Genomic DNA, 23,795 nt, shown 5'->3' with positions numbered 1-23,795 from the left:
AAATTCAACCTATGGAAATTATAAAATTTATATCAATAGCTATCATCATGTTTTTATTGACCATCTTCATTTCCTGTGAGCAGCTGATCGAAGTGGATGTTCCCAATAACCAAATCCCTTCAGGAAATGTATTTGAAAATGTTCAGACCGCCGATGCAGCATTAGCTGGTTTGTATGCTGGAATGAGAGATAAATCGCCGGTGTCGGGTGATAAATCAGGAGCATTATTAGGAACTTATACCGATGATTTGGATTTTTATGCCACTGCCAATCCTAATGGGGTCTTTGATCTCTATCGGAACCAACATATTGCAACCAATAATGATGTCTATTCTTATTGGAGCGATGCCTACCAGCAAATTTATTTGGCTAACAGTATTATAGAAGGGGTAGAGCAATCTTCCTCACTTTTGGCGGCCGATAAAAATAGGATCAAAGGCGAAGCTTTGCTCATGCGTTCCGTGATTTTCTTTTATCTATGGCAGGTGTTCGGAGATATTCCTTATCCAACCACGACCAGTTATAAGGTTAACCAATCTTTGACCAAAAATCCAGCAGTAGAAGTAGCCTCTAAACTGGTGCAGGATGTGAATACCACCGTTAGTTTGTTAAATGATGAATATAGAAATCAAGAAAGGATTTATCCTAATAGAAAGGTAGCCCAGCTGATGCTGGCAAAAATCTATATGCTGCAAAAACGATGGGCAGAAGCGGAACCGATACTAAAAAGTATAGTTCAAAGTCCGTTGTATCAGTTTCAGAATGATATAAAAGCAGTATTTACGAAGTCTGGACGTCATATATTGTGGCAGCTGAAACCTAAGCCGGGATTTCCAACATTGGAAAGCATGGCGTATTACTTTGCCGGTGCTGCGCCAAGTACTTACGCCTTATCACCTGATCTTATCAGTAGTTTTTCAGCGGCTGATTTGCGCAAACAGAATTGGACAGTTCCTGTAACTGTTGCTCAGAATACCTGGTACAGGGCAGATAAATATAAAAACAGGAATAATGATACGACAGAGTATTCAATTGTTTTCAGGCTGGAAGAAGTGTATCTGCTATTAGCAGAAGCACTGACCCAACAGAATAAAATATCTGAAGCTTTGCCTTATATCAATGCCATAAGACAGCGGTCAGGCTTACTACCTCTAACCGGTTCCATCACAAAAACGATATTGTTAAGTGAAATTCTTCTGGAGAACCGAAAAGAGTTCTTTACCGAAATGGGACACCGGTTTCTGGATTTGAAACGCCTTGACCATCTGAGTGATCTTGTTGCAGTAAAGCCTAACTGGAAGGAATATCATAGGGTATGGCCCATTCCACAGCAGGATCTTCTTCTAAATCCGAATCTTAACCCACAAAATTCAGGCTATTAGATATGAGAAAGTTAATCTGCATATACCTATTGTTACTGATTAGTAGCAATATCTCAGCACAAGGTACTAAAGATACGCTTGAAAGCTGGATGTCGAAATTTTACAGGCTGGCGAATCCAGTCCTTTCCGAAGACGGGAAGTGGGTGGCCGTTAGAAAACGTTATGATATCCGCCAGGATACATTGCTTGTGGTCGATACACGAAAGCCGAATATTATCGCAACCACCATTGTTTTGGACGGTTCCGTAAGCTTCCTAAAGAATGATGAGGTTCTGGTCTATGGGAATCGTCAGGCAGAATTTGTTGACCTGAGATCAGGAAGAATACTGCACTATGATAATGTTGTGACTGCCTATCCACTTTCGGAATTAGGGAAATACGGTATACTTACAAAGGATTCTACCCTCAGTATTTATAAAAAAGATGGAACTCTGCACCAACAAATAAAAAAAGTGCAGGGTCTGCCAGTATCGGGTGATCATAAAAAACTGTATGTCGTTAGAGAGAATGATCATACTTATGAGATAATGGTTGCCTCAGAGGAGGGAGTAAGAAGGCTGACTTCAGTTAGTCACGCCATTACCAATCTGGAATTACTACCCTCTGGTAAACAGCTGGCTATTTCGGGTTATGAAAATGGAACAAGAAAGATACAGCTAACCCTTGTTGATACTGGAAATGGAAAAACTACAACTTTGTCAAAGACTGCTGCAAGTACGGAGGACTTTTTTAAGGTAACAGAAATACAGGAAGGGAAATCGTATTGGATCGGGTTATACAGCGTTGAGAAGCCTGAGAATGGAATGGTTAACATTTGGTACGGCAATGACGATAACCTGGCTGCTAAGAAAAGTGGAACCAGAACTGGAAGATATTGGTTTTGGAAATCGGGATCAGACGAGTTCCGGGAGTTTCCAAATGATAAGTATCCGGCGATGGCTTCACTCAATAGTGAGCGGTATTTTCTAGCCTATCATCTAACCAAAGGACATAATTTCCTAACTCTTGAACCACAGTTTATAGATACCTCTGTTTATGATGTGGAACAAAATACCTACCGCCCATTAGGGGCTTTTAAAGGTATTTTATATGGTTCTCCTGAATTGATATGCTCAAAAAGCGGGAGGTTTGTTGTAGGGAGTGATGATGGCAAAAAATGGATAGTCCTTGATCTGGAAAACCAATCAAAGTACAGCATTGATAAAGCTGGGTTCCAAAATCCTGTTTTTTCCAGTGATAGTCAATATATCTTCTTTGAGAGTGAGGATGGTGTATGGAAGCTTGATATTAGGACTCAGATCCTGGTCCCGACCAAGGCTGTTCAGGGTAAGTCAGTAAAAATTGTGAATGCTAATGACTATGGTTTATTGCCATTTTCTTATATTAATACCAGGAGTTTACCCCCCAATAAACCCATATTGCTGGAGGTCAAAGACAGGGTTAAAAACCTGACATCCTTTAGCCTTTTGAGTGGTAATACCGTAAAAGAGATTATTCCTTTTACCGAGAATAGGGTTGGTAATATCGAGTATGATCCTAACTTGGAGACTTTTTGCACGCTGGAAGAAAATTATAATAGATCACCAGAGTTAAACCTGATAAAACGTAATGGGCAGAGACAACTGCTCCTGAAGGGCAGCACTTTTGATCAAAACGTATCTTTACTTAGGCAGGAGGTTATTCGCTACACGAGTGTTGAAGGATTGCCCCTTAAAGGTGTGTTATACTATCCAGTTAATTATAGCCCTAATAGAAAGTATCCGATGGTGGTTCATATTTACCAAATTCAAAGTGATAAATCGAATGAGTATTTTACTCCAAGCTACAATAACCGGGATGGATTAGATATTCGCACATTGGTCGAAAGAGGGTATTTTGTGTTATTGCCAGATACGGTTGTTGGAGACGCTGGGCCGGGATTGTCAGCGCTGGATTGTGTTAACAAAGCCTTGGATAAAGTAAGTAATAATCGTAATATTGATGTGCAAAAAGTAGGGCTTATAGGCCATTCTTTCGGCGGCTATGAAACGAATTTCATAGCAACACATTCTGATCGTTTTGCTGCCTATATTTCCGGAGCGGGGATCAGTGATATTATACGATCATATTTTTCCTATAATTACCATTATCCTGGGCCACATTACTGGCAATACGAGAATGGGCAGGTCAATATGAATGCCTCATTTTTGGAAGATAAGTCTCGTTATTTCCGGAATAACCCTATTTACAGTGCGGAAAAAGTAAGTGCGCCAATCTTATTATGGACAGGAAAACGGGACGAAAATGTTCCTTGGGATCAAACTACAGAGTTTTATATTGGCCTTAAAAGAAATGAAAAACCAGTTATTGCTTTGTTTTATAAAAACGGAGGGCATGCCTTGGGCTTTAATTCTACAGAAAAGAAAGACCTGTATCAAAAAGTCCTGGAATGGTGGGACTATTTTCTGAAAAATTGGACGAATGTTCCATGGATTAATAAACAGATGAAACAGGGCGCTTTATAGCACCCTGTTCCATTGTAATTAGGGCTTAAACAATTCATTGCCACACATGGTCGGAGTTACCGGAGCCTCATGCAGTGTTACCGAAGGATCTTCGGACCAGGTACATGGAAGCCCGAGATTGGTACTACATTTCTGTTCAGCATCCACACATTGGCCTGATACAGCATCAATGCGATAGCCGTCAACGATAACTCTCTTACCACTGTTCATCTTTGTTGCAAAAGCTGCACCTGCGCCCATCAATACAAGGGCGGCAGGAAGGATCAATTTTTTCATAAGATAAAATTTAAAAGTTGTGCCTACTCTGGGATCAGGTTTTCGGCAATCCCTGCTTTAATTAAAGTATTTGGATATCGGTTCTCGAAACCGGTAACGTTTGAGTTCTTTTTCAATGAGGACATATAGATATTGATCATCAATAGCAATATGAGAAAATGCTGTTTTTCCTTTATTCTCGATGTAAAAACTGCCGATGTATTCTTGTTGGTCGGTGCGGTATATATCCACTACCGAGGCTCGTTTCCACATTTTTGAAGATTCATGTCTCCCTTTAAGATTAGAATGAATAAAGAGCAGATTTCGGTTTGAGGCAACAGTACCATTTACTTTGAGTGGAGGGGCACTCATTTTATGTGTACCATCTGAAAGTCTTCGTGTTTGTATTTTTGCAATTGTGGTCGTATCGATGGTGTGAAGTTTTCTGAGTATGTTGAGCTGTTTATCCATAGCCAGGATTTGATTCCTGTAAGTATAGGTATAGAGTACTTCAGTGCTATTAGGGGAGAAAGTAAATTTACCATCGACATCAAATACACCATCAATCTGTTTTTCAAGAATGGAAGGATACAAATGTAATTTAGGAATCTCTGGCAAGTTCAGAGTGGCAAGCATATACTGGCGGTTTTGACTGCTTTGGGTTCTTATAATAAAATGAAGCGAGTCAATAATAGCTAATTGAGTAAAGAAAGCATCCTGATAGCTGATTGTATGAACCATTGTATCACCCAAAGTGCCGCGATAGATGATTGGTATACTACCATCATACAGATAATAGCTAGAATCCTTTACCTGCAATTGAAGACTACGGAAGGGATAATCCGACTTGTCAAGGTGTACCCGTAATACACGAGTAGTATTTAATGCTGTGTCTACGGTTGTAAGCAGAAGGGGAGCTGTAACATTTCCCAGATAGATATTGTTACCGCTAATCCCTGCAAAGTAGTAGGAATTAAGAGCAAGATCCAAGGATTTGTCTTCTAATACAGGATGGAGTAGGAAACGTCTTGTAAAGTTGTTATCTTTTTTGATGATGTACTCTGAGCTGCTGAATAGTATGATGACTATAGCACTGCTAATCACTATGGTTGAGCTGCAAAATACTGCAGGTAAAATCAGGCGTGGAGCTTTTCTTTTTTCAAAAATGATAATACCTGCAACAACCAGGATAACACATATTGTATTAAAAATTAAATGCTCAGTCCATCCCAGTTTTTCAAGAATACCTCCGCAGGAACATGGTATGAAATCGCTGTAGTTGAGAATTAAGTAAATGTAAATTGTAAATCCACTCATTAGGCTTAAAGAGGCGTATAATCCGACCACTCGTGTTTGAGGAAAACAGAGTAATAGACTTATGATGAATTCTATACTGATGACAGCATATGAAATGAATCCTGCATAAGCACTGAGCAGTGGAGATTGGGCCAGCTGCAGTTGGAAGTTTTCGAAGTCTAGTAACTTGCTTACAGCAGCATAACAGAATAGCAATACGAAGAAATATCCGATGATAACGGGAATTTGAGGGTTTATCTTTTTCAAAGCGTTTCGTTTTGGAATCTGTTGTAAAATTCGCAAACGCCATTGGATTTTAAAATGTCAGAAAATGACTTTGTTATGCCTATTACCAGCTCAGATATGGTAAAAAGCGGCTGAAAGATGGTGAATAATTCTACAGCTTTATATCAAGGTTAGGAATCTTGGAATTTGCTGTAATGGGAAATTGTATTGTTTGCTAAAGAGCTTGTACATACTGCCATAATCCGCGAAATTATTTTTGAATGCAATTTCTTTTAAAGTGAGATCTGTAAACATAAGATCATCAATTGTATCCAACATTTTAAGTTTTAAAACAAAATTATATAGGGTTGTCCCAAAGTATAATTTTGAATCCTTTTGAACTTGTTTGTAGCTTTTCCCAAACATTGTTGCCAGGGCTTTGACCGATAAGTCAGTTTTCTTTTGATAGATATCGAGAAGCTGAGTAAGATAAACAGGTTTATAGATAGTAAACTCAACCATTGAAAGGGGCATTCCAAGTTGATGGATCAGACTAACTGCTGTTGAGGATTCCTTATCAAGTATGCTAATACCGGTTAGAAGCATAAGATCCGTGGAGCTGCTATAGTGCTGGAAAATAGGAATAACCCTGTTTTGCTGATCATCTGTTCTTTTCAGATGGTCAGTAATAGTTTGCTGAATAGCTGTAAGCGCTTCACCCTCTATTATTTTGTCCAGTCTGGATTGAGAACCTTTTAAATTATGATAAATAAGGACTTCTTGCTTATAGTATCGGTTATAGACAGGGATTAGGTTGACGGCGTTTAGGAAATCAAGGCGATTTTTCAACATGATAGCGCCGTTGTGAAGTATTTGACTGTAAAGGTTGGAGTTTAGCGCTGTCGTATGGAAAGGGAGCCTGGAATACTTCAACACGGAATCTTCTAGTTTTCTATCAAGAATAGCTATTAATTGGACGTGCATAGGACAATGGGTTATACGTGAAAAAGTGAGTACAGAATGATGCTATGGGTTAATGATGTATCTGAGGGTCAGTTTAAAGTTTTCTAGTTAAATTCAAGTCTGCTGGATCTAAAGCTAATCACAAACAAATATATCACCATTTAGTGACAAAAATATCATATTTAATTTGTAATTTTTTTCATTATCCATGAAATGAGAACTATGAATAGAAAAGTTGTAGGTGGCGCCATCAGAAATAAAGAAAAAAGCAAGCAGAAGTTTTTAGATGCAGTGGGCTGGATACTTAAGACAAAGGGATTTGCTGCCCTGAAGGTAAATAATATTGCTACCGTTGCAGGATTAGATAAGAAGCTAATCTATAATTATTTTGGTGGCACCGATCAGCTAATAGATGAGTATTTGCATTCGCAGGATTTTTGGAGTAGCGTCCCTAATGAAATAGATAGCGTCGATATTGCTACTGGTGGCAGGCAGACAGCTAAAGCCCTTGTACATTCACAGTTTGATCATGTTTACCAAAATAAGGAACTACAGAAGATTATTCTTTGGGGACTTTTGGAAAATAGAAAATCTTTACGAAGACTCGCTGAGAAAAGAGAGAAGGAAGGAGAGGTGTTATTGAAAAATGTTGGTGATCCTCACTTTGGTGATAAAGGTCCGCGTTTCAGGGCTATTATGGCCTTGCTTGTTTCCGGGATCTATTACCTGGATATTTATGCTACTTCCCATAATCTAACATTCTGTGGATTGGATCTTAGAAGTAAAGAGGGAAGGGAAGAGGTTAAAGAGGCTATGTCTTTTATTATTGATCGGGCGTATTTAGATTTATAGTTTTTCTCTTTGAGCCTACACTTTGAGCCATTAGAAATCAATTATATTGTCAGTTACTTTGTAATTATTAACAAGTCAAATTGTCAACTTGAAATTAAGTGTACCTATTGAATTGAGGGTGGCGGGGTTGAAAAATTATGTATGATTTGAATTCTGTTCCATCGATTTAGGAATTAATAGTGTAAAACCAATAACCTAAAAAAATGCCTAAAAGCCAAAGTTCAAATTTAAATACTAATTATTTTAGCATTTGGCAAAAGTGACATATTATAAGCGTTCGGTTAATTTTGTATCAAGAAGAATTTGTTTTAATATATATATGTTTGAAAACTTTGCTATCCCAAATATTTTAGTTTCTTGATAATTTTATTAACAGGAGGATAATTGTTCTATTTTATGGGTTCCCGTAAATCTAAATACTGAATTTCTATTATATTTGTATGAGTTGCATTTTGTAAGCTTTTTGTTCGTAATTGCAACAACAAATGTCATTGTGGCACCCTCAAATATTGATCTTAATACAAAAACTAACACCCTAACTCCATGGTAACATATAAAAACCCCCTTATATCGAGAGTTCAATCATAATTTTTTTAGATAGGTCTTGTATAATCAGCCGAATATTATAAAACTAAAACTGAGAAGATGGATTCTTATCTCTATCTAATTATTATAACATATATGAGTATATCTATTCTGATATGCAAAAAATTTCCACAACAGTCATAGATGAAGGTTAGAATATAGCGTCAATCGGAGAATAGTTAGAAAGAGAAAGTAGGAAAACTAAGAACACAAAATCATCATATGAAAATATCTACAATTAAAATAAAAGGTTACAAATCTTTCGGACCGGAACCGGTAGTGATTCCTCTACAGGATAAACTAGCAGGTTTTATCGGATTGAATAGCGCAGGAAAAACCTCGGCACTGGAAGCTTTAAGGAAGCTTTTCGGCTCTTCAACAATGGAACGAGAAATTTATCAGTCAGATTTTCATATAGGGAAAGACGAAAAACCGGAAGATATTGTACAGAGAGAATTATCTATCGAAACTAGAATTGATTTCCCAAGCGATGATGAAGATTCAATCCCTCATTTCTTTAGTGATATGGTTGTCGATGACGAAGGTGAATCTCCTTATTTACGTTTAAGGATAGAAGCAAGTTGGCAAAAATCGGAACTTACGCCTCAAGGAGATATAGAAGTTAAGACTTATTTCATTAAGGCTGCCGAAGGAGAAACCGAAGATACCGATAGCAAAAAAGTTTTCCCAAATCATCTCAGAAGCCTTATCCAAATTTTATATGTCCCTGCAATCCGGAGGCCAGCCGAGCAACTAAAGTATGCTTCTGGGACCATTTTATATCGTGTTTTAAAGAAGATCAAATGGAATAATGAATTCAAGAATGATTTTGATGAAAAGATAAGTGAAATCAACGAAGCTTTTAAGGGATTGGCAGAATTTAGCATTATTCAGAGTTCCATTACTACCTTTTGGCAAAAGTTTCATAAAGATAAACGTTATAAAGAAACCTCACTTGGATTTGAAGGAAGTGATTTTGATGCTATTCTCAAGAAAATGGAGATATCTTTTAATCCAACAGGTACACACAAACCATTTAGTGTTGAGGAATTGGGAGAAGGATATCGGTCATTATTTTATTTAACATTGGTATGTTCACTTTTAGATATAGAAGAAAAATTATCGGAAGATGAGGATGAAGATACAATTGGAATTACAAGACCCCTGCTTACTATATTGGCAATCGAAGAGCCAGAAAATCACATTGCGCCACAATTATTGGGCAGAGTTATCAAAATTCTCAAAACAATTGCAGAAAAGGAGAATTCTCAAGTATTAATATCTTCTCATACACCAGCTATAATAAAACGGCTTGACCCGAAGGATATTCTTCATTTCAGAATTACAGATGATTATGAGACCGAAGTAAATCCAATATTGCTTCCTGAGAAAACAAGTGAGGCTTATAAGTATGTGAAGGAAGCTGTTCATAATTACCCGGAAATTTACTTTGCCAGATTAGTGGTTATTGGAGAAGGAGATAGTGAAGAAGTTATATTCAACAGAATGATGGGTGTTATGGATGTTGATTTCGACGATAATATTATATCCTTTGCGCCGTTAGGTCATCGGTTCGTGAACCATATCTGGAAATTATTAGAGACACTACATATTCCATATGTAACCCTCCTTGATTTGGATATAGAGCGAGAAGGCGGCGGTTGGGGAAGGGTTAAATATGCACTTCAGCAACTTATTCAAATTGGAGTAAATAAGAAAAAACTCTTGGGAATTGAAGGCGGTATTCTCTCAGACAGTGAACTGGATAAGATGCATACTTGGACCTTAACTAATGACGATTCTATTAAGAATTTGAATGAATGGGTTAATTTTTTGAAGAGATACAACATTTTCTATTCTAATCCTCTGGACTTGGATTTTTTAATGCTTATGCACTACCCTGAATTTTATAAAGAAGCAATTCCTGAAAATGGAGGTCCACGAATTCCAGATAGGAGCAAGAAGCCGAAAGAGTTTGCAGAAAAGGTAAGTAGTGCTAAACAAGCTACCTTGAAATCAGAGAAAGCTAGTGGTGAGACGTATTCAGATGATGAAATTGAATTAATGATTTGGTATCACTATCATTTTTTAGGCAGAGGGAAACCTGCCACCCATATTCAAGTTCTCTCTTCAATGAGTGATGATGAAATTAATGGTAATCTTCCACTGGTATTTACCGAGATTTTTGAGCGTATTTCTTCCATCTTAAAAAAGGAAAATGGAGATGAAGAGAATTAACCCAGAATTATGGATGCCAGCGGATGATATGACACTTGAAGACAGTGCGCTTCATATTGCTAAAAATTCAGCAAATCATTTAGTAGTTGCAGGGCCAGGAGCGGGGAAAACAGAATTGTTAGCTCAAAAAGCGTGTTATCTTTTGCAAACTAATACTTGTACTTTTCCATATAAGATTTTAGCTATAAGTTTTAAAAGAGATGCTGCTTATAATTTAAAAGAGAGAGTACGCGAACGTTGCGGGGATGAGCTTTCCAAAAGATTTGATTCTTTGACTTTTGATTCGTTTGCCAAGCAAATTTTAGATAGATTCAAGCAAGCATTACCGAATGAATATAAGATCAATTCTGAGTATGAAGTCGTTCTTAGTGAACAGCCTATTTTTGATCACTATCGATCGGAAGACATCCAGTATTTTAGTACAACTACTAGAGAAGATATTATAAAATTTCATTCAGCTCAGCTCCCTCATGATGACAGCGCATCTCATGGAAATATTAGGAAGCATATATGGGGAGAAATGTTAAAATCAAATCCTTCAAAATTATCTTTTAAAATGATAATGAGATTGACAGAGCTTATTATCATCTCAAATCCAAAAGTTAAGCGATTTCTGCAACAAACTTATAGGTACGTTTTTTTGGATGAATTTCAAGATACAACAACTATTCAATATGATCTGTTTAAAAGTTGCTTCCTTGATAGTGATAGCAGTTTTACGGCAGTTGGAGATGATAAACAACGAATTATGATGTGGGCGGGAGCAAGGAAAACTGTATTTGATGATTTTATGGCAGACACCAAAGCCATTCGTGTACCACTCACTATGAATTTTCGTAGTGCACCGCGATTAGTTAAGCTATTAAACTATTTAACAGAACATTTACTTGGTAAGACGGATTTTGCAACGGCTTCATCCAAGTGGAGTCCTGATCAAGGGGAATGTTCGGTTTGGGTATTTGAAAATCCTGATGACGAAGTGGAAATTTTGTTTCAAGAAGTGTCTAACTGGGTTGTAAATGATGGGGTAAATCCAAGAGATGTCTGTATTCTTGTGAAACAGCAGCTGCCAACATATGCAGGTAATTTAATAGATTACTTTAATCAAAATGGAATAAAAGCACGTGATGAGAATAGTTTCCAGGATATCCTCACCCAAGAAGTTTGCCTTTATATCATTAATGTTTTATATAGAGTTTTTGATCGAAAGAATATTGAAGCCCAAAAGGGCATTTTTGATTTCTTAGGCAATATTCATACTGAGTTAGAAGATGATCAATTATTGAGATTAGAAGGAGTTTTAGCTAAATTTATTAGGGAGACGCGAAAAGAGTATCCAACTTCAACATTAGATGATAAACTCATTAAAGCGCTTATAAACAAAATTATTGGGTTTGCTGGGAAGGATCGAATAATGGCCTCTTCTCAAAGTTTTAGTAATATTCAAGAGTTGAATGCTTATATTGAGAAAGTTCAGGAAGAATTGATTCGCAATTTTAATACAACAAATAGTATTATTTCTGCATTGGACAGACTGGTCGGAAAAGATACAATTCCTGTAATGACGATTCACAAGAGTAAGGGATTGGAATATCATACAATTATATTTATTGGGCTGGAAGATGGTGCATTTTGGTCTTTTCAACGGCAACCTGATGAAGATAAATGTGCTTTCTTTGTGGCTCTTTCAAGAGCAAAGGAAAGAGTTGTTTTTACTTTTAGTAAGCAAAGGGAAGGGCGTTTTGGTTTGCAGTCCCAAAGTATCACAAAGATCAAAGTTCTTTTTGATGAGCTTCAGAAATCTGGCATTGTAAAAATGGAAGAAAAAAAACCTAGAAAATAGACTTAATTGAATTAAAAGCTAACTGATAAGCCTAAGGAAATGTTAGTTTTCCGTGAAATGAGTGGGTTGAAAAAAACTCGGTATGTTGAAACAAGATCAAAGTTTCTTAGTACTTCTTATTGAACGCTGTACAATGCCGAGTATCTTTAATTACGATTTATATTCAGTATTCCAAAGTTTTTTAAACTTATCAATAAAATCTAAATAACTACTGTTGCCTAGATGCAATACTTATACTGTTAGAGAGATATTATGATAGCTAAAATTTAGTATATTAGCTATTTTTGATATTAGAATAATGCGAAAAAAGAAACCCTATTATATTGAATGAAAAGAAATAAAACTGAATTTGCCATATTACCCGCATTTCATGGCGATTGTATTCTCATAAAAACGTTTGATACTGACCAAAATGAGTTTATTATTCTTATTGACGGTGGTACTTCTCAGACTTTTAGACATTCTCTTAAGAAAGAATTGGAGAATATTAGTCACATTGATTTATTAATACTGACTCATATTGATTCAGATCATATAGCTGGCCTGGTTAACTTATTTAAGAGTAGCCTTATTGATAATATTACTATTGATGAGATTTGGATGAATCATCCTGAGCTTGTCGAAGTAGATGATGGTGAGTTAATTAGTACAAAACAAGGGAACAATCTGAAGAACTTGATTCTTCTAAAAAAGCCAGACGTAAAACTAATTGAAATATCTACCCTTACGAAATTGGTTGTTAAATCAGGAATTGAGTTCGTTATATTGTCACCAACTCCTGAAATTAATAACGAGTTGTATCGTCAATGGCAAGTAGCAAATTTGGCAGAAATAAAAAAAGATAGGGTAAACATTTCATCTATTAAAGACTCGTATTTTAAATCATTGGAAGATTTAAGCAAAATTCCATTTTTCCCTGATAAAAAGATTAATGATGATATATTTAATTCATCATCTATTTCATTCGTACTCAAATGTTATGATACTTCAATTTTACTATTGGCAGACTCTCGACCCGAAATCATATCTGAAAGTTTGAGATCGAACGGCTTTAATGAATGTGCTCCTCTTAAAGTAAATTATGTCAAAATTTCTCATCACGGAAGTCTTAATAATACATCACAAGAATTGTTGGGATTGCTAAGATCTGATAATTTTATAATTTCTACCAATGGAGGAACTTCTTTCCATAAACACCCATCTAGAGAAACTATTGCTAGAATAATCTTTAATTCACAGAGAACAGACGAAGTGTTGAATATTTATTTTAATTACAAAGTTGAGGATATAAAGAGACGCATTGGTGATTTTATAATCGAGGATGATTTTAACAGTGGTAATTGGCTAGTTGAAAATAAAAATTGGTTTTAAGAAAAATGATATATAATCTAGCAGAAAAATATTGTGTTCGAATAAAAAGTAATGGGCACACAGGAAGTGGAGTTTTACTTCCAGGGAAAGACACATTTTATGTTTTAACAGCTGCGCACTGTTTAGGCGATAGTAGACCTAGTGCAGATGAAATAATTATAGAGAAGCAAAATGATTATACTTCTGAATTCCAAATAATTACTGGTGTTGAAATCAAAGAGTTTAACCAAGAACACGATTTTGCTCTTATTGAGATTGACTTCGATCATGAAGAGAAATTGCTCTATCAATATAAACTAGGTCGTGGGGTATTGTCTGAAAATGAAATAAAGTTCTGCGGATATCAAGGAGTAAATCTAGAACAGTATCGACCTTTCACCGGAAAAGTATTATCTACTAGTGAAGACATTGGCTGTTTTAAAATCACCTTAGTTGGAGAGACATTCGATCAAGGTGGGGAAGATGGACATTATTTAGCAAAGGGATTATCAGGTAGTGGTGTATTTATTTATCGGCATAATTCTCCATTTCTTATTGGTATTCTTAATTCAGTTATTACAGATAAGGCATGGAATGATGATATTGACTGTTGCTCAATAAAACATCTTGAACAATACATCTCAGAATATGTGGACTTGTCTGATTTTGAGAACTTAAAACAATGGAATGAAAATTTAGAAAGAGAACGGACGGATCGGGAGATTGAGGCTTTTAAAAAAGAAAATAGTGATTTTTTTGAGAAGCTTTATCGGAAAAATAATGTATTGTATTCTGCTACTTCTAAAGCTAATTCCGTAACGGCCAAGCAAGTCAGAAAATTTTTAGCAATGCGAGATAATATCAGAACAATAGAAAATGACTATCCAATACTATACTCTAAGTTTAAAAATATTGTTAAAAGATTTGTAGACCAAGTTGAAGATGATTATTCTAGAAATGTCAATGAGAGCAATGATGCAATAGGTTTGAAACTTGAACTTCAAAATCAGTTAAAAACCCAGTTTGAGGGGCTTCCAAGCTTTACAAATTTAGACTTATCTGAATATCAAGTGATAGAATGGTTAGGCATATGTACTTTAAATTTTACTAAGAATGATTAATATTCAATTAGATCAAAAGCCAACGTCAATATCTATTCGATATAATGGGTATTATAAGGTGGTTTTATTATTAGCTATTATTGCAAAATGCGGTTACGCTAAAAAGGCAAGCTTGGATTTAATACATATTGTTTTTTGGAGTTTACGTAGTGAATCCAACTATCAGGTATTGCTAGATTTGGCGAACCAACAGAGAAATAGTTTAACGCCATGGACATTTGAGCATGGTATAGATGAGGTATTAGCCCTAGGCCTAATTAATAAATACATTGAACGAGTGATTGTAAGTCAGACACTTGAAATTCGGATAACGGATAAAGGTGATGAGATTATTAAGGCAATAGACCAGTTTGAACTGTTTCAAGATGAAATACAGAAAATAAAGGCATTGGGGAAGATACCAAAAAACAGATTAAGTAATGCAAATAGGAACTGGAAATTAATATAGAAAATATGTTTAAGATAAATAAAGTAAGAGCTGAAATCCTAACAGATAAGAGTGAAAATATAGCTGATTTATATGGTTTCGATTTTTCGTTTAAACAGGGATTGAATATTATTGCTGGACCAAATTCAAGAGGAAAAACAACCATAAATACCTGCATTTATTATGGACTTGGAATGGAGGAACTTCTCGGAGCTCATAACGAAAAAGCCTTAGATAAGGCTCTTAAAGAAGAATTTACTATTAAGTTGAGCGAAGAAGAAGATGGTATTATTTACAAGGTACTTTCTTCCAAAATTGTCTTAGAGATAGAAAATGAAAATAATGAAATTGTTTGTTTAGAAAGATATATTAAATCTAATACGGAAGAAATAAAAACATCAAATATCATAGTTCATCAGTCTTCATTTGAACATATTAATGACCTAGATAATCACATCGATCAAAGTGTTTTTTTTGTTAATTCAAGAGGGAATAATGAAGATCCAAACGGTTTTTTTAATTGGTTGACTGATTTTATAAACATTCAATTGCCGAAGGTAAGCAATAGCTCTAGGTCAGATAATTACAGCCCACTTTACCTTCAAACAATTTTTTCAGCATTATTAATTGAGCAGACAAAGGGCTGGTCTGATTTTTTTGCTACGATGCCTTTTTTTGGAATTACAAAGGCTAAAGAAAAAATTGTTGAATTTATACTTGGATTGAATGAAATTGAGCTTTCTACCCAGAAAGATGTATTAAATAAAGAGAAAAGTACAATAACTGAGGATTGGAGGAGAAAAATTAAATCATTCTCCTATTTAGAAAAACAAAATAACGCCACAATTATTAACGTTCCTGAAGAACTTACAACGGACAAAACTGAAATTGAAAAAATTACTGTTTTGTTCTCTACTTCTGAAGATGAGAGAATTGGATATGATGAGTTTCTGGGTCAAAAAAGTCTGATAGTTAGGGAACTGGAAAATAGACCCATTTCTACTATTAGGGAAAATAGGGAATCGGCTATATTAGAATTTAATGAGCAAAAGGAGGAATATTTCAGGCTCAAAGATTATATTGAAAGGTTTGAGAATAAGTTACGGATAGAGAAGCAACAATTTGCTAGCTTAAGTAGTCAATTAAACGTTGTGGAATCCGAGATTAAGGATCATATCAATCTACAGAAGGTCTTTAGCGAAAATATAATTAATGAGCGAGGGGCAAATTATTGCCCAACTTGTTCCCAAGAAGTTACAACTAACCTTATTTCTACACAAAACATAACGATTCCTCAACTTACATTAGAAGAGAATACCAGTTTTTTGCGAAGCCAAAAGAAAATTATCGAATCTTCTATTGGAAGTTTGAAGGAAACAGTTAGCGAGAAAGACACTCTTTTACAATATTTTAAAAACTCATTGCGGCAAAAGGAAATCTTAATAAAGGCACTTTCAAAAGATCTAATTGCAGACGATAGAGCATTTTCTGAGTCAGAAGTGGTAAGGAAACTTCAACTTGAGCGGGAAATTGAAAATTTACAACTACTTAAGGAGTCTATTTCAGAATTGAAAAAGGAATTGGAAACGTTAGCTAATAAATACCATAACAACAATGTGAAAATTGGAAATTTGGGTGAATCAGAAGAGGAGGATGGGGTCAAATTATCTGATTTTGAAACTCAGTATAAGAATTACCTTTTTGGATTTGGTTATGAAAGTAATGAAAAATATCAAATTTCTATAAACAGAAAAGAGCCGTTCAAATATTTTCCTGTATATAAGAATCATAGAAACGATATTACACCTCAATCGATTCGTATTAATTCATCTGCGTCAGACTTTGTTCGTAATATTTGGGCATATACATTAGGTCTATTAAAAAATGGAATTAATCATCCTGGTATTATAATTTTTGATGAACCAGGACAACATCGAACAAATTTAAGTAGCTTAAAATCACTTTTTAAAGTATCATCTAGTATAACAGAAAAGCAAACTATAATTTTCACTTCAATTGACAAGCCTCTTCACAACGAGGAGAATGAGAAAATTGATTTGGATATCCTAATAGAGGATTTAGATAGTACTAACTACAAATTGATTAGGCTTGATAATGTTCATAAAGTGATTGGTAAGCTGTAAAATTATACAACTAGAAAGTGAAAATAGCAATGGTAAGTATTAAGGCAAGCTTTATTTGAAAAATTTTTTGAACAAATTAATTCGAGAATTTTCATCGCTACATAGACAAATGATATCAAAAACAAAGTAGGCCTACTCAGATTGGCCGAAGAATTAGGAAATGTATCACAAGCATGCAAGATCTTCGGTTTCAGCCGTGATAGATTTTATAGATATAGAGAGCTATTTGATAAAGGAGGGGAAATCGCTCTTCAGGAGATCAGCAGAAAAAAGCCCATATTAAAGAACCTGATAGAACCTGAAGTAGAGACAGCTGTCGTGGAGATGGCAACCATGAATCCAGCTTTTGGTCGACTGGGGGCCAGTAATGAGCTTCGAAAACAGGGTGTGGCTCATTTAGAAAGGGCTTAAAATATAATTATAAATATATATGTAAATATTCTGTTATTTAATGAATGAACTTCGAAGTTTTGTTATATTTTGTATAAAGTATTTGTAAATCAATTATTTAATATTGTTTAAAAAACTCAAAAGAGGTATTAGGAGTTCGACAGGACTCCCTCTCTCTCCGCAAAAATTAAAAAGCCTTCGCATTATGCGAAGGCTTTTCAGTTTATTAAGAGAAAGTCATCGCTTTCAATGACCATAAAAAGAAAGGCTGCCTCTGTCGTAAGAGGCAGCCTTTCCGTTTTAAATGCTTAGATCTATTTAGCTTTTTTAGCTACGAATTTGCCAAGTACTTTACCGGCTTTGGCGTATGCATCACCGATACGCGGACCGGTGGCAAACTGACCTTTACCGCCTTTCATATCATTCAGCATAATTTTGCAGAGGACTTTAGATTTATCAGCAGCATCGTAAAAATAAATTTCGAGATTAACCGCTGCTTTGGCAGAACTAATGCCTACATTGTATCCTACCTCGATAAATTTGGTGTGTACTTCCATGATATATTTAGTAGAAGCATCTTCGCTGATGGTTCTTTTGGAATATTTCGCAAATAGCTCGTTGAATTTTGGCTGGTAATGATTTTTTCTATCGCTTATCCAGCTTTCTTCCCATGCTTTGCCGGTGCCGGGTTCTTTTGATTCTTTCTCTGCTTTTTTTCTTTTGATGTAAGTGGCTTCTTTGCCATCCTTGCCTACGGTTATATTATCGTATACATAAGAAATCTGTATTTCTTTAACATCTTTCAGGAAGGTCAGGTTACCCTTAACAACATCCTGCGCCTGTGCGGAAATGCCGGTCATCATTGATCCAGCCACGAGGATCAGTGCAAATAATTTTTTCATAGTGAAAAGGAATAAATGGTATAAAGTGAAAAAAGAAATGTTTAGAAGTTAAACAGTGTTGCCAAACTGTAAATGTCAGGTTTATTATCTGTTACACCTTTCATGTAGCTCAGTTTTATTTCTATGTTGTGTATCCTGCCCACGCCTATACGAAGACCTGCATTGGCCACGGGACCGGTAGTGCTGGAACTTTCGGCAGAGTTGTACTCGCCATAGTCGCCTGAGTAATTGTCGGCCTCGGTGCTAAAGTGATACCCGTATCCTGCGCCTACAAAAAAGCCCATGCGGCTATGTGCGTTCTTGCTGGAGCCGCGGCCAAAGTTTGCATTGACTATTGCCGGCAAATTGAACATGAAGCGGATGTTAGTAGTTTCATTCCTGTAGGAGCCGATATGACTGCTGTAGTTACCACCTAATCCCACGCTCAACGGAATACCCACAGATAAGGATAAATTATCTTTCCGGAAAAAATTAATGCGGGGGGAATAAGTAAGTCCACCCACTGCCCTGGCATCTGAATACTCGGTTTTATCTACCAGAACGATGACGCCTGCGCCATGCATAAACTTTTGAGAATAAGCGCTGAAACATGCTGCAAAGGCAAGGGTCAACAATATGATCTTCTTCATTGTGCTTTGGGATTTTATGAATATGAATTAGTGTTACAATTTATAGGTTACTGCTACCGTACTTCAGAGCGGGTGCAAATTAAGTACATTAAAATCAGTTTAAAAAATGAAATAATGGAAATACCATGAACGTGTGATTTCTAAAACGTAGATGCGTTATCGTTATAATAAGTTGTGCTGGCCTGGTTTTGAACAGATCTTATCTTGATCCTGTTTGGGCATACAGTGGGAATATGTTAATTTAAATCTTCACAAAAGCATGTTCCTGTATATTCCTACGTTTCCGTCCGCATGATTGTCAAAGATGAACTATAAAGATTCCGGCATCTGAAGTATGGTATAGTTGAAAAAGTATTAGATAGAAACGATATCTTTATTAATCATTTAACATCATTTCGCAACCAATCTAATCTATATGAAAAACTGGTTTTTGCTATCCGTTTTCTTAGTTTTTGTTGCCTGCCAACCGCAAACAAATAAAAAACCCTTCATTGCTATTGAAGGAATCGACTCGACCATTCAGCCGGGTGATAATTTTTATAATTATGTAAATTTAAAATGGTATGATACCGCACAGATACCACCCAGCCAGTCGGGCGTAGGTGCATACCGATTTATGAACTATCAGCAACGTCTCAGGTTACAAGGTATTCTTGATAGCGTATCAAAAAGTAATAATCCTCCGGGCAGCCTTGAACAAAAGATCGGTGATTTCTTTGCTTCCGGAATGGATACCAATATAATCAACCAGCGTGGCTTTGAGCCGCTCAAAACCGGGTTACAGCGGATTAATGCCATCACCGGTATTGCTGATATGCTTACATTCATGGCAGAAGAAACCAAATTGTCAAACATCTCTCTTATTGCCTTTCAGGTTGCGCCCGATCAGGAAAACAGTAGCATGAATATTGGGCATATTTATCAAACTGGTATCGGCATGCCTGACAGGGATTATTACTTCAAGACTGATACAACCACTGTTGCTATACAGCAGGCATATAAAAAATACCTCGCAGATCTTTTTATGCTGACGGGAAGCGATACTGCCTTAGCACAAAAAAATGCGGCACTTGTTTACAATATCGAAAAGCAGCTGGCAGCAGCACATAAAACCAATGTTGAGCTGCGGGATGTAAAAGCCAATTTCCATAAAGTAGGGCTGGCGGCTTTAAATAAGCAACAACCCAATATAGGTTGGACAACTTTCTTCCAACATATGGGTGCTACCATTGATTCACTGGATGTAGCCCAACCAGGTTATTATGACAAATTGAACACACTTCTCAAATCGATTCCGCTCGGGGATTGGAAAGTATACCTGAGCGCAAATTATATTAGTACCTATGCAGATTACCTTAGCAAACCCTTTGTAAATTCATCTTTTGAGTATAATAAAGTCCTTACGGGACAAACCATGCAGAAAACACGCGGCGAGATCATGTCAGGCGTGGTGGATACCTATCTTGGCCAGGCATTGGGACAATTATATACGAAACTATATTTCCCGGAGTCTGCCAAAACACGGATGCTGGAGCTTGTGAATAACCTGCAGAAGGCGTTCTCCAATAGGGTGGACAAGCTGGATTGGATGAGTGACAGCACCAGGCAAAAAGCCAAGGTGAAATTATTTGCTATCACTAAAAAGATCGGATATCCGGATAAATGGCGAGAATACAGTAAGGTAAATATTGTGAGGAATAAATATTTTGAAAATGTGGTATCGGCAGCCGCGAACAACTTCCAATACAACCTCGCCAAATTGGGGAAGCCGGTTGACAAGACTGAATGGTTCACTACACCTTCCACAGTTACAGCTTACAACAATCCTTCCGCCAATGAGATTGTGTTCCCTGCCGGAATTTTGCAGCCTCCTTACTTTGACAATAACGCTGACGACGCGCTTAACTATGGTGGCATTGGTATGGTGATCGGGCATGAAATGACGCATACGTTTGACGATCAGGGTGCTCAGTTTGATAAAGATGGTAACGTAAAAAACTGGTGGACACCTGAAGATTATAAGAAGTTTAAGGCCAAAACACAACAGGTCATTGACCTGTACAGTACGTTCACCGTACTGGATAGCATTCATATAAAAGGGGCGCTTACAGTAGGAGAAAACACAGCGGATATCAGCGGAATTGCCGTGGCATATGATGCTTTTAAAATGACCAAACAAGGACAGGATACAACGAGGATCGGAGGCTTTACACCTGACCAGCGATTTTTCCTTTCAGTGGCCAGGATCTGGCGGGTGAAAATGAAGGATGAATACCTGCGCTACTGGGTTAATAATGATCCTCATTCTCCACCCATATGGCGTGTAAATGGACCGCTAATGAACATCCCCGCTTTTTACTCAGCTTTTAATGTACGATCCGGAGAGAAGATGTTCCTGGACGAAGATAAGCGGATCAAGATATGGTAAGGTGCGGAAAAGACCTTGTAAGCTCCGGCAGTATTTAACCGTCGGAGCTTTTTAGTGCCATATAATCCCCCGGCAGAACATTTTTACCCATCATTTCAACATTTGTGGCAGCCGGTTGAAGGGGTGCTTGCTTACCTTGCCTCCACAAAAATTATCTGGCACATGTTTTTAAGATCAATGACTTTTGTCTTTGTCTGTTTAAGTCTGATGATACAAAACGGGATGGCCCAACAAAGCGGTTCTACCGGGGCATCCGATCTACAACCGGCAGCAGATCCTGTAAATTTCTATTCCGCGGTAAATACCTATGTCAATCCGGTTTTGCCTGGTGATCATCCTGACCCCACGTTACTGAAGGTAGGGAACGACTTCTATCACTGTGGTTCTTCTTTTCATTTTAACCCTTATCTCCCCATCTATCATTCCACCGACCTGGTACATTGGAAAGTGATTGGACGCGTATTACCGCCCGCAAATACCGGTATGGTAACAGATCGTCCCGGCGCCGGCGTATGGCAGGGAGCCATCACCTATTTTTATGGCGCCTACCGGATCTATTTTTCTTCGCATGGACAATGGTTTTCAACGGCGTCATCACCAGCCGGACCATGGTCGGCCCCGGTGCGGGTAACGGAACATGTCCGGACAGGGCCGCTGGGTTATGATAACTCGATTTTTGTAGATGATGACGGTAAGCCTTATATGGTGATTAAAAACGGACAAAAAATAAACAGACTGCAGGCGCTTGGAGTTGACGGGCAGCTCACTGATACGGTGATCAACCTGGATTGGATGAATGCGGGTTTGCAGTACAGCTGGGCCGAAGGCCCGGTGATGTGTAAGCGCAACGGGTACTATTATTATTTCCCGGCCGGTGATGTATCGGGGGGGCAGTATGTTTTGCGTACAACGGCGCTGACGGCCGATTCCTCCAAATGGGAAAGGCTGGGCGATTTTTTCAAACCTATTACGGACCCCGGCAATACTTTCCCGCGTCCCAATCATATATCAGCGCCTGTTCAGCTGGCTGATGGCACCTGGTGGACATTGGGACAGAGTTATGAAAAGCGTGGTAATGATGACTGGTCCGGCATGGGGCGGCAAACTTCACTTTACCGGGTAGTATGGGAGGGCGATCGTCCCTGGGGAGTGGCGCCGGTTAGCGGGCCGGTGGTAAAGCCCGCACTGGATAATGATAATACGCCCTGGCGCAGTGTGCATACTGATCGTTTTGATACAGACAGTCTGGGCTCCTGGTGGCATTTTTTAACGCAACCCGCCGCCGCCAGCTATTCGCTGACGCAACGCAAAGGATGGATCCGTTTATCTCCCGATACCGGAAGAACACACCTGGTGCAAAAAGAAACGGACCATTATTATACCACCGTTACCCGGGTAAATGTGGGGGTGGGCATTCCGGAAGCGCATGGCGGCATCTATCTTACCAACGGAAAACAAAGTGTGTTTGCTCGCCTCTACTATAAGCATGGTGATAATCCGCGTATCGTATTCCAATTAGATACCGCACTGAGGGAAGTACCCTACCCTAAGGGAAAAGATGTTTGGCTTAAACTGGAAAGGTTTGAACACCGGTTGACCGGCTTCTTTAGTGCAGATGGTAAAAGCTGGCAACAGGTTGGTCCGTCGCTGAGCGCGGCGCCCATCGATAAAGCACAACCTGATTTCAACAGTTGGGTAGGCACAAGTATCGGTCTGTTTGCAGAGAGAGGGCCGGTTGATTTTCATTTTTTTATTTGTAAAGACGGCTTCTCCGGATTACCTGCGATAGGAAGCAATAATTATTACGGCATCAGCAAAATAAATCGGGGCGATAACCGGGGCGTTACAAATTCTTCCACCCATGGTGGCTGGCTGATGATATCCGGGGTAGATTTTGGCGCCGGCGGTGAGGCAAAAGCCGTTGAGATAACAGGCAGTGCCACCAAAGGAGGGCAACTGGAGCTGCTGACAGATGACCCGCAGAATGGCCGGCAAATCGCTGTGGTGCCGGTTAAGCCGGGTGGGCAGGCCGTACACACCGGCAGTTTACCTAAGGTGTCCGGCCAGCATGATCTTTTTATCCGGTTCCCCGAAGGATCGCCCGGAGATATCACTATCCAAAGCATCCGTTTCCTGAGAACAACCAGGTAATAAACCACCGTAATTGTTTTGCAGGGTTACACTGGTTATTATATTTTAATTGTGTAAATGACAATTATTTCTTAAAAAAATAATAAAAGTATTTATCTTCCTTTAAAAAG

Annotated in this window: 16 protein-coding genes and 1 pseudogene; 12 read left to right on the top strand and 5 right to left on the bottom strand. The window is 37.7% G+C overall.

The genetic code is table 11. The features are described 5' to 3' along the window. Nucleotides 1-11 precede the first annotated feature (11 nt). Nucleotides 12-1,382, top strand: a complete 1,371-nt coding sequence (locus tag KE626_RS07850) for a RagB/SusD family nutrient uptake outer membrane protein (RefSeq protein ID WP_211972323.1) — start codon at nucleotides 12-14, stop codon at nucleotides 1,380-1,382. A 2-nt stretch (nucleotides 1,383-1,384) separates the two neighbouring features. After that, the gene (locus KE626_RS07845; protein WP_211972322.1) at nucleotides 1,385-3,886 is read left to right on the top strand and encodes a S9 family peptidase; all 2,502 of its coding nucleotides are present in this window, start codon (nucleotides 1,385-1,387) and stop codon (nucleotides 3,884-3,886) included. 18 nt (nucleotides 3,887-3,904) lie between these two features. Here the strand turns inward: KE626_RS07845 and KE626_RS07840 are convergent, their stop codons facing one another. From KE626_RS07840 to KE626_RS07830, 3 genes are all read right to left on the bottom strand, one after another. Then, a complete protein-coding gene (locus tag KE626_RS07840; RefSeq protein ID WP_211972321.1) occupies nucleotides 3,905-4,162 on the bottom strand; it encodes a DUF6520 family protein in 258 nt (85 codons plus the stop codon). 57 nt (nucleotides 4,163-4,219) lie between these two features. Then, nucleotides 4,220-5,704: a DoxX family protein gene (locus tag KE626_RS07835; RefSeq protein WP_211972320.1), complete on the bottom strand. Its 1,485-nt coding sequence runs from the start codon at nucleotides 5,702-5,704 to the stop codon at nucleotides 4,220-4,222. A gap of 138 nt (nucleotides 5,705-5,842) precedes the next feature. Beyond that, nucleotides 5,843-6,646 carry a helix-turn-helix domain-containing protein gene (locus KE626_RS07830; RefSeq protein WP_211972319.1) on the bottom strand — a complete coding sequence of 268 codons (804 nt, stop codon included), beginning with the start codon at nucleotides 6,644-6,646 and terminating at the stop codon, nucleotides 5,843-5,845. Between the two features lie 201 nt (nucleotides 6,647-6,847). Here KE626_RS07830 and KE626_RS07825 point away from each other — a divergent pair, with 201 nt between their 5' ends. From KE626_RS07825 to KE626_RS07790, 8 genes and pseudogenes are all read left to right on the top strand, one after another. Further along, nucleotides 6,848-7,477 carry a TetR/AcrR family transcriptional regulator gene (locus tag KE626_RS07825; protein ID WP_211972318.1) on the top strand — a complete coding sequence of 210 codons (630 nt, stop codon included), beginning with the start codon at nucleotides 6,848-6,850 and terminating at the stop codon, nucleotides 7,475-7,477. Nucleotides 7,478-8,284: 807 nt separating this feature from the next. After that, on the top strand, nucleotides 8,285-10,300 hold the full coding sequence (locus KE626_RS07820) for an AAA family ATPase (protein WP_211972317.1): 2,016 nt from the start codon (nucleotides 8,285-8,287) through the stop codon (nucleotides 10,298-10,300). Beyond that, nucleotides 10,287-12,143, top strand: coding sequence for a UvrD-helicase domain-containing protein (locus KE626_RS07815; protein ID WP_211972316.1), 1,857 nt, complete (start codon nucleotides 10,287-10,289; stop codon nucleotides 12,141-12,143). Before KE626_RS07820 ends, KE626_RS07815 begins: the two co-directional genes overlap by 14 nt. A gap of 327 nt (nucleotides 12,144-12,470) precedes the next feature. Then, the gene (locus tag KE626_RS07810) at nucleotides 12,471-13,514 is read left to right on the top strand and encodes a ComEC/Rec2 family competence protein (protein WP_211972315.1); all 1,044 of its coding nucleotides are present in this window, start codon (nucleotides 12,471-12,473) and stop codon (nucleotides 13,512-13,514) included. A gap of 5 nt (nucleotides 13,515-13,519) precedes the next feature. Further along, on the top strand, nucleotides 13,520-14,614 hold the full coding sequence (locus KE626_RS07805) for a trypsin-like serine protease (RefSeq protein WP_211972314.1): 1,095 nt from the start codon (nucleotides 13,520-13,522) through the stop codon (nucleotides 14,612-14,614). Beyond that, entirely contained in the window at nucleotides 14,607-15,062 is a 456-nt protein-coding gene (locus KE626_RS07800) for a hypothetical protein (RefSeq protein ID WP_211972313.1), read from the top strand. Before KE626_RS07805 ends, KE626_RS07800 begins: the two co-directional genes overlap by 8 nt. 5 nt (nucleotides 15,063-15,067) lie before the next feature. After that, a complete protein-coding gene (locus KE626_RS07795; RefSeq protein WP_211972312.1) occupies nucleotides 15,068-17,185 on the top strand; it encodes an AAA family ATPase in 2,118 nt (705 codons plus the stop codon). A 114-nt stretch (nucleotides 17,186-17,299) separates the two neighbouring features. Then, nucleotides 17,300-17,575 (top strand): annotated as a pseudogene (locus KE626_RS07790) (helix-turn-helix domain-containing protein); the annotation flags it as partial. 314 nt (nucleotides 17,576-17,889) lie between these two features. On the opposite strand, the gene KE626_RS07785 reads toward KE626_RS07790, so the two are convergent. Then, complete coding sequence (locus tag KE626_RS07785) at nucleotides 17,890-18,477, bottom strand: hypothetical protein (protein WP_211972310.1); 588 nt, start codon at nucleotides 18,475-18,477, stop codon at nucleotides 17,890-17,892. 41 nt (nucleotides 18,478-18,518) lie between these two features. Beyond that, entirely contained in the window at nucleotides 18,519-19,106 is a 588-nt protein-coding gene (locus tag KE626_RS07780; RefSeq protein WP_211972309.1) for a hypothetical protein, read from the bottom strand. 415 nt (nucleotides 19,107-19,521) lie between these two features. Between KE626_RS07780 and KE626_RS07775 the strand changes: the two genes are divergently transcribed. Together KE626_RS07775 and KE626_RS07770 are read left to right on the top strand one after the other, a co-directional pair. Further along, nucleotides 19,522-21,534 carry a M13 family metallopeptidase gene (locus tag KE626_RS07775; protein ID WP_211972308.1) on the top strand — a complete coding sequence of 671 codons (2,013 nt, stop codon included), beginning with the start codon at nucleotides 19,522-19,524 and terminating at the stop codon, nucleotides 21,532-21,534. 222 nt (nucleotides 21,535-21,756) lie between these two features. After that, nucleotides 21,757-23,685 (top strand): family 43 glycosylhydrolase, encoded by a 1,929-nt coding sequence (locus tag KE626_RS07770; RefSeq protein ID WP_249207347.1) that lies wholly within the window; start codon nucleotides 21,757-21,759, stop codon nucleotides 23,683-23,685. The last annotated feature ends 110 nt before the right edge of the window (nucleotides 23,686-23,795 follow it).

This window comes from Chitinophaga hostae, assembly GCF_018224885.1.
Taxonomy (GTDB): Bacteria; Bacteroidota; Bacteroidia; order Chitinophagales; family Chitinophagaceae; genus Chitinophaga; species Chitinophaga hostae.
The sequence above is the reverse complement of the archived record's forward strand: the minus strand, read 5'-3'. Positions and strand labels throughout refer to the sequence as shown.

Bases quoted from the DNA above. Each gene is read 5' to 3' on its own strand.
- KE626_RS07845 (WP_211972322.1), top strand. From the start codon at position 1,385: ATGAGAAAGTTAATCTGCATATACCTATTGTTACTGATTAGTAGCAAT.
- KE626_RS07800 (WP_211972313.1), top strand. From the start codon at position 14,607: ATGATTAATATTCAATTAGATCAAAAGCCAACGTCAATATCTATTCGA.
- KE626_RS07795 (WP_211972312.1), top strand. From the start codon at position 15,068: ATGTTTAAGATAAATAAAGTAAGAGCTGAAATCCTAACAGATAAGAGT.
- KE626_RS07825 (WP_211972318.1), top strand. From the start codon at position 6,848: ATGAATAGAAAAGTTGTAGGTGGCGCCATCAGAAATAAAGAAAAAAGC.
- KE626_RS07840 (WP_211972321.1), bottom strand. From the start codon at position 4,162: ATGAAAAAATTGATCCTTCCTGCCGCCCTTGTATTGATGGGCGCAGGT.
- KE626_RS07770 (WP_249207347.1), top strand. From the start codon at position 21,757: ATGGCCCAACAAAGCGGTTCTACCGGGGCATCCGATCTACAACCGGCA.
- KE626_RS07850 (WP_211972323.1), top strand. From the start codon at position 12: ATGGAAATTATAAAATTTATATCAATAGCTATCATCATGTTTTTATTG.
- KE626_RS07810 (WP_211972315.1), top strand. From the start codon at position 12,471: ATGAAAAGAAATAAAACTGAATTTGCCATATTACCCGCATTTCATGGC.
- KE626_RS07785 (WP_211972310.1), bottom strand. From the start codon at position 18,477: ATGAAAAAATTATTTGCACTGATCCTCGTGGCTGGATCAATGATGACC.
- KE626_RS07780 (WP_211972309.1), bottom strand. From the start codon at position 19,106: ATGAAGAAGATCATATTGTTGACCCTTGCCTTTGCAGCATGTTTCAGC.
- KE626_RS07815 (WP_211972316.1), top strand. From the start codon at position 10,287: ATGAAGAGAATTAACCCAGAATTATGGATGCCAGCGGATGATATGACA.
- KE626_RS07775 (WP_211972308.1), top strand. From the start codon at position 19,522: ATGAAAAACTGGTTTTTGCTATCCGTTTTCTTAGTTTTTGTTGCCTGC.
- KE626_RS07830 (WP_211972319.1), bottom strand. From the start codon at position 6,646: ATGCACGTCCAATTAATAGCTATTCTTGATAGAAAACTAGAAGATTCC.
- KE626_RS07820 (WP_211972317.1), top strand. From the start codon at position 8,285: ATGAAAATATCTACAATTAAAATAAAAGGTTACAAATCTTTCGGACCG.
- KE626_RS07805 (WP_211972314.1), top strand. From the start codon at position 13,520: ATGATATATAATCTAGCAGAAAAATATTGTGTTCGAATAAAAAGTAAT.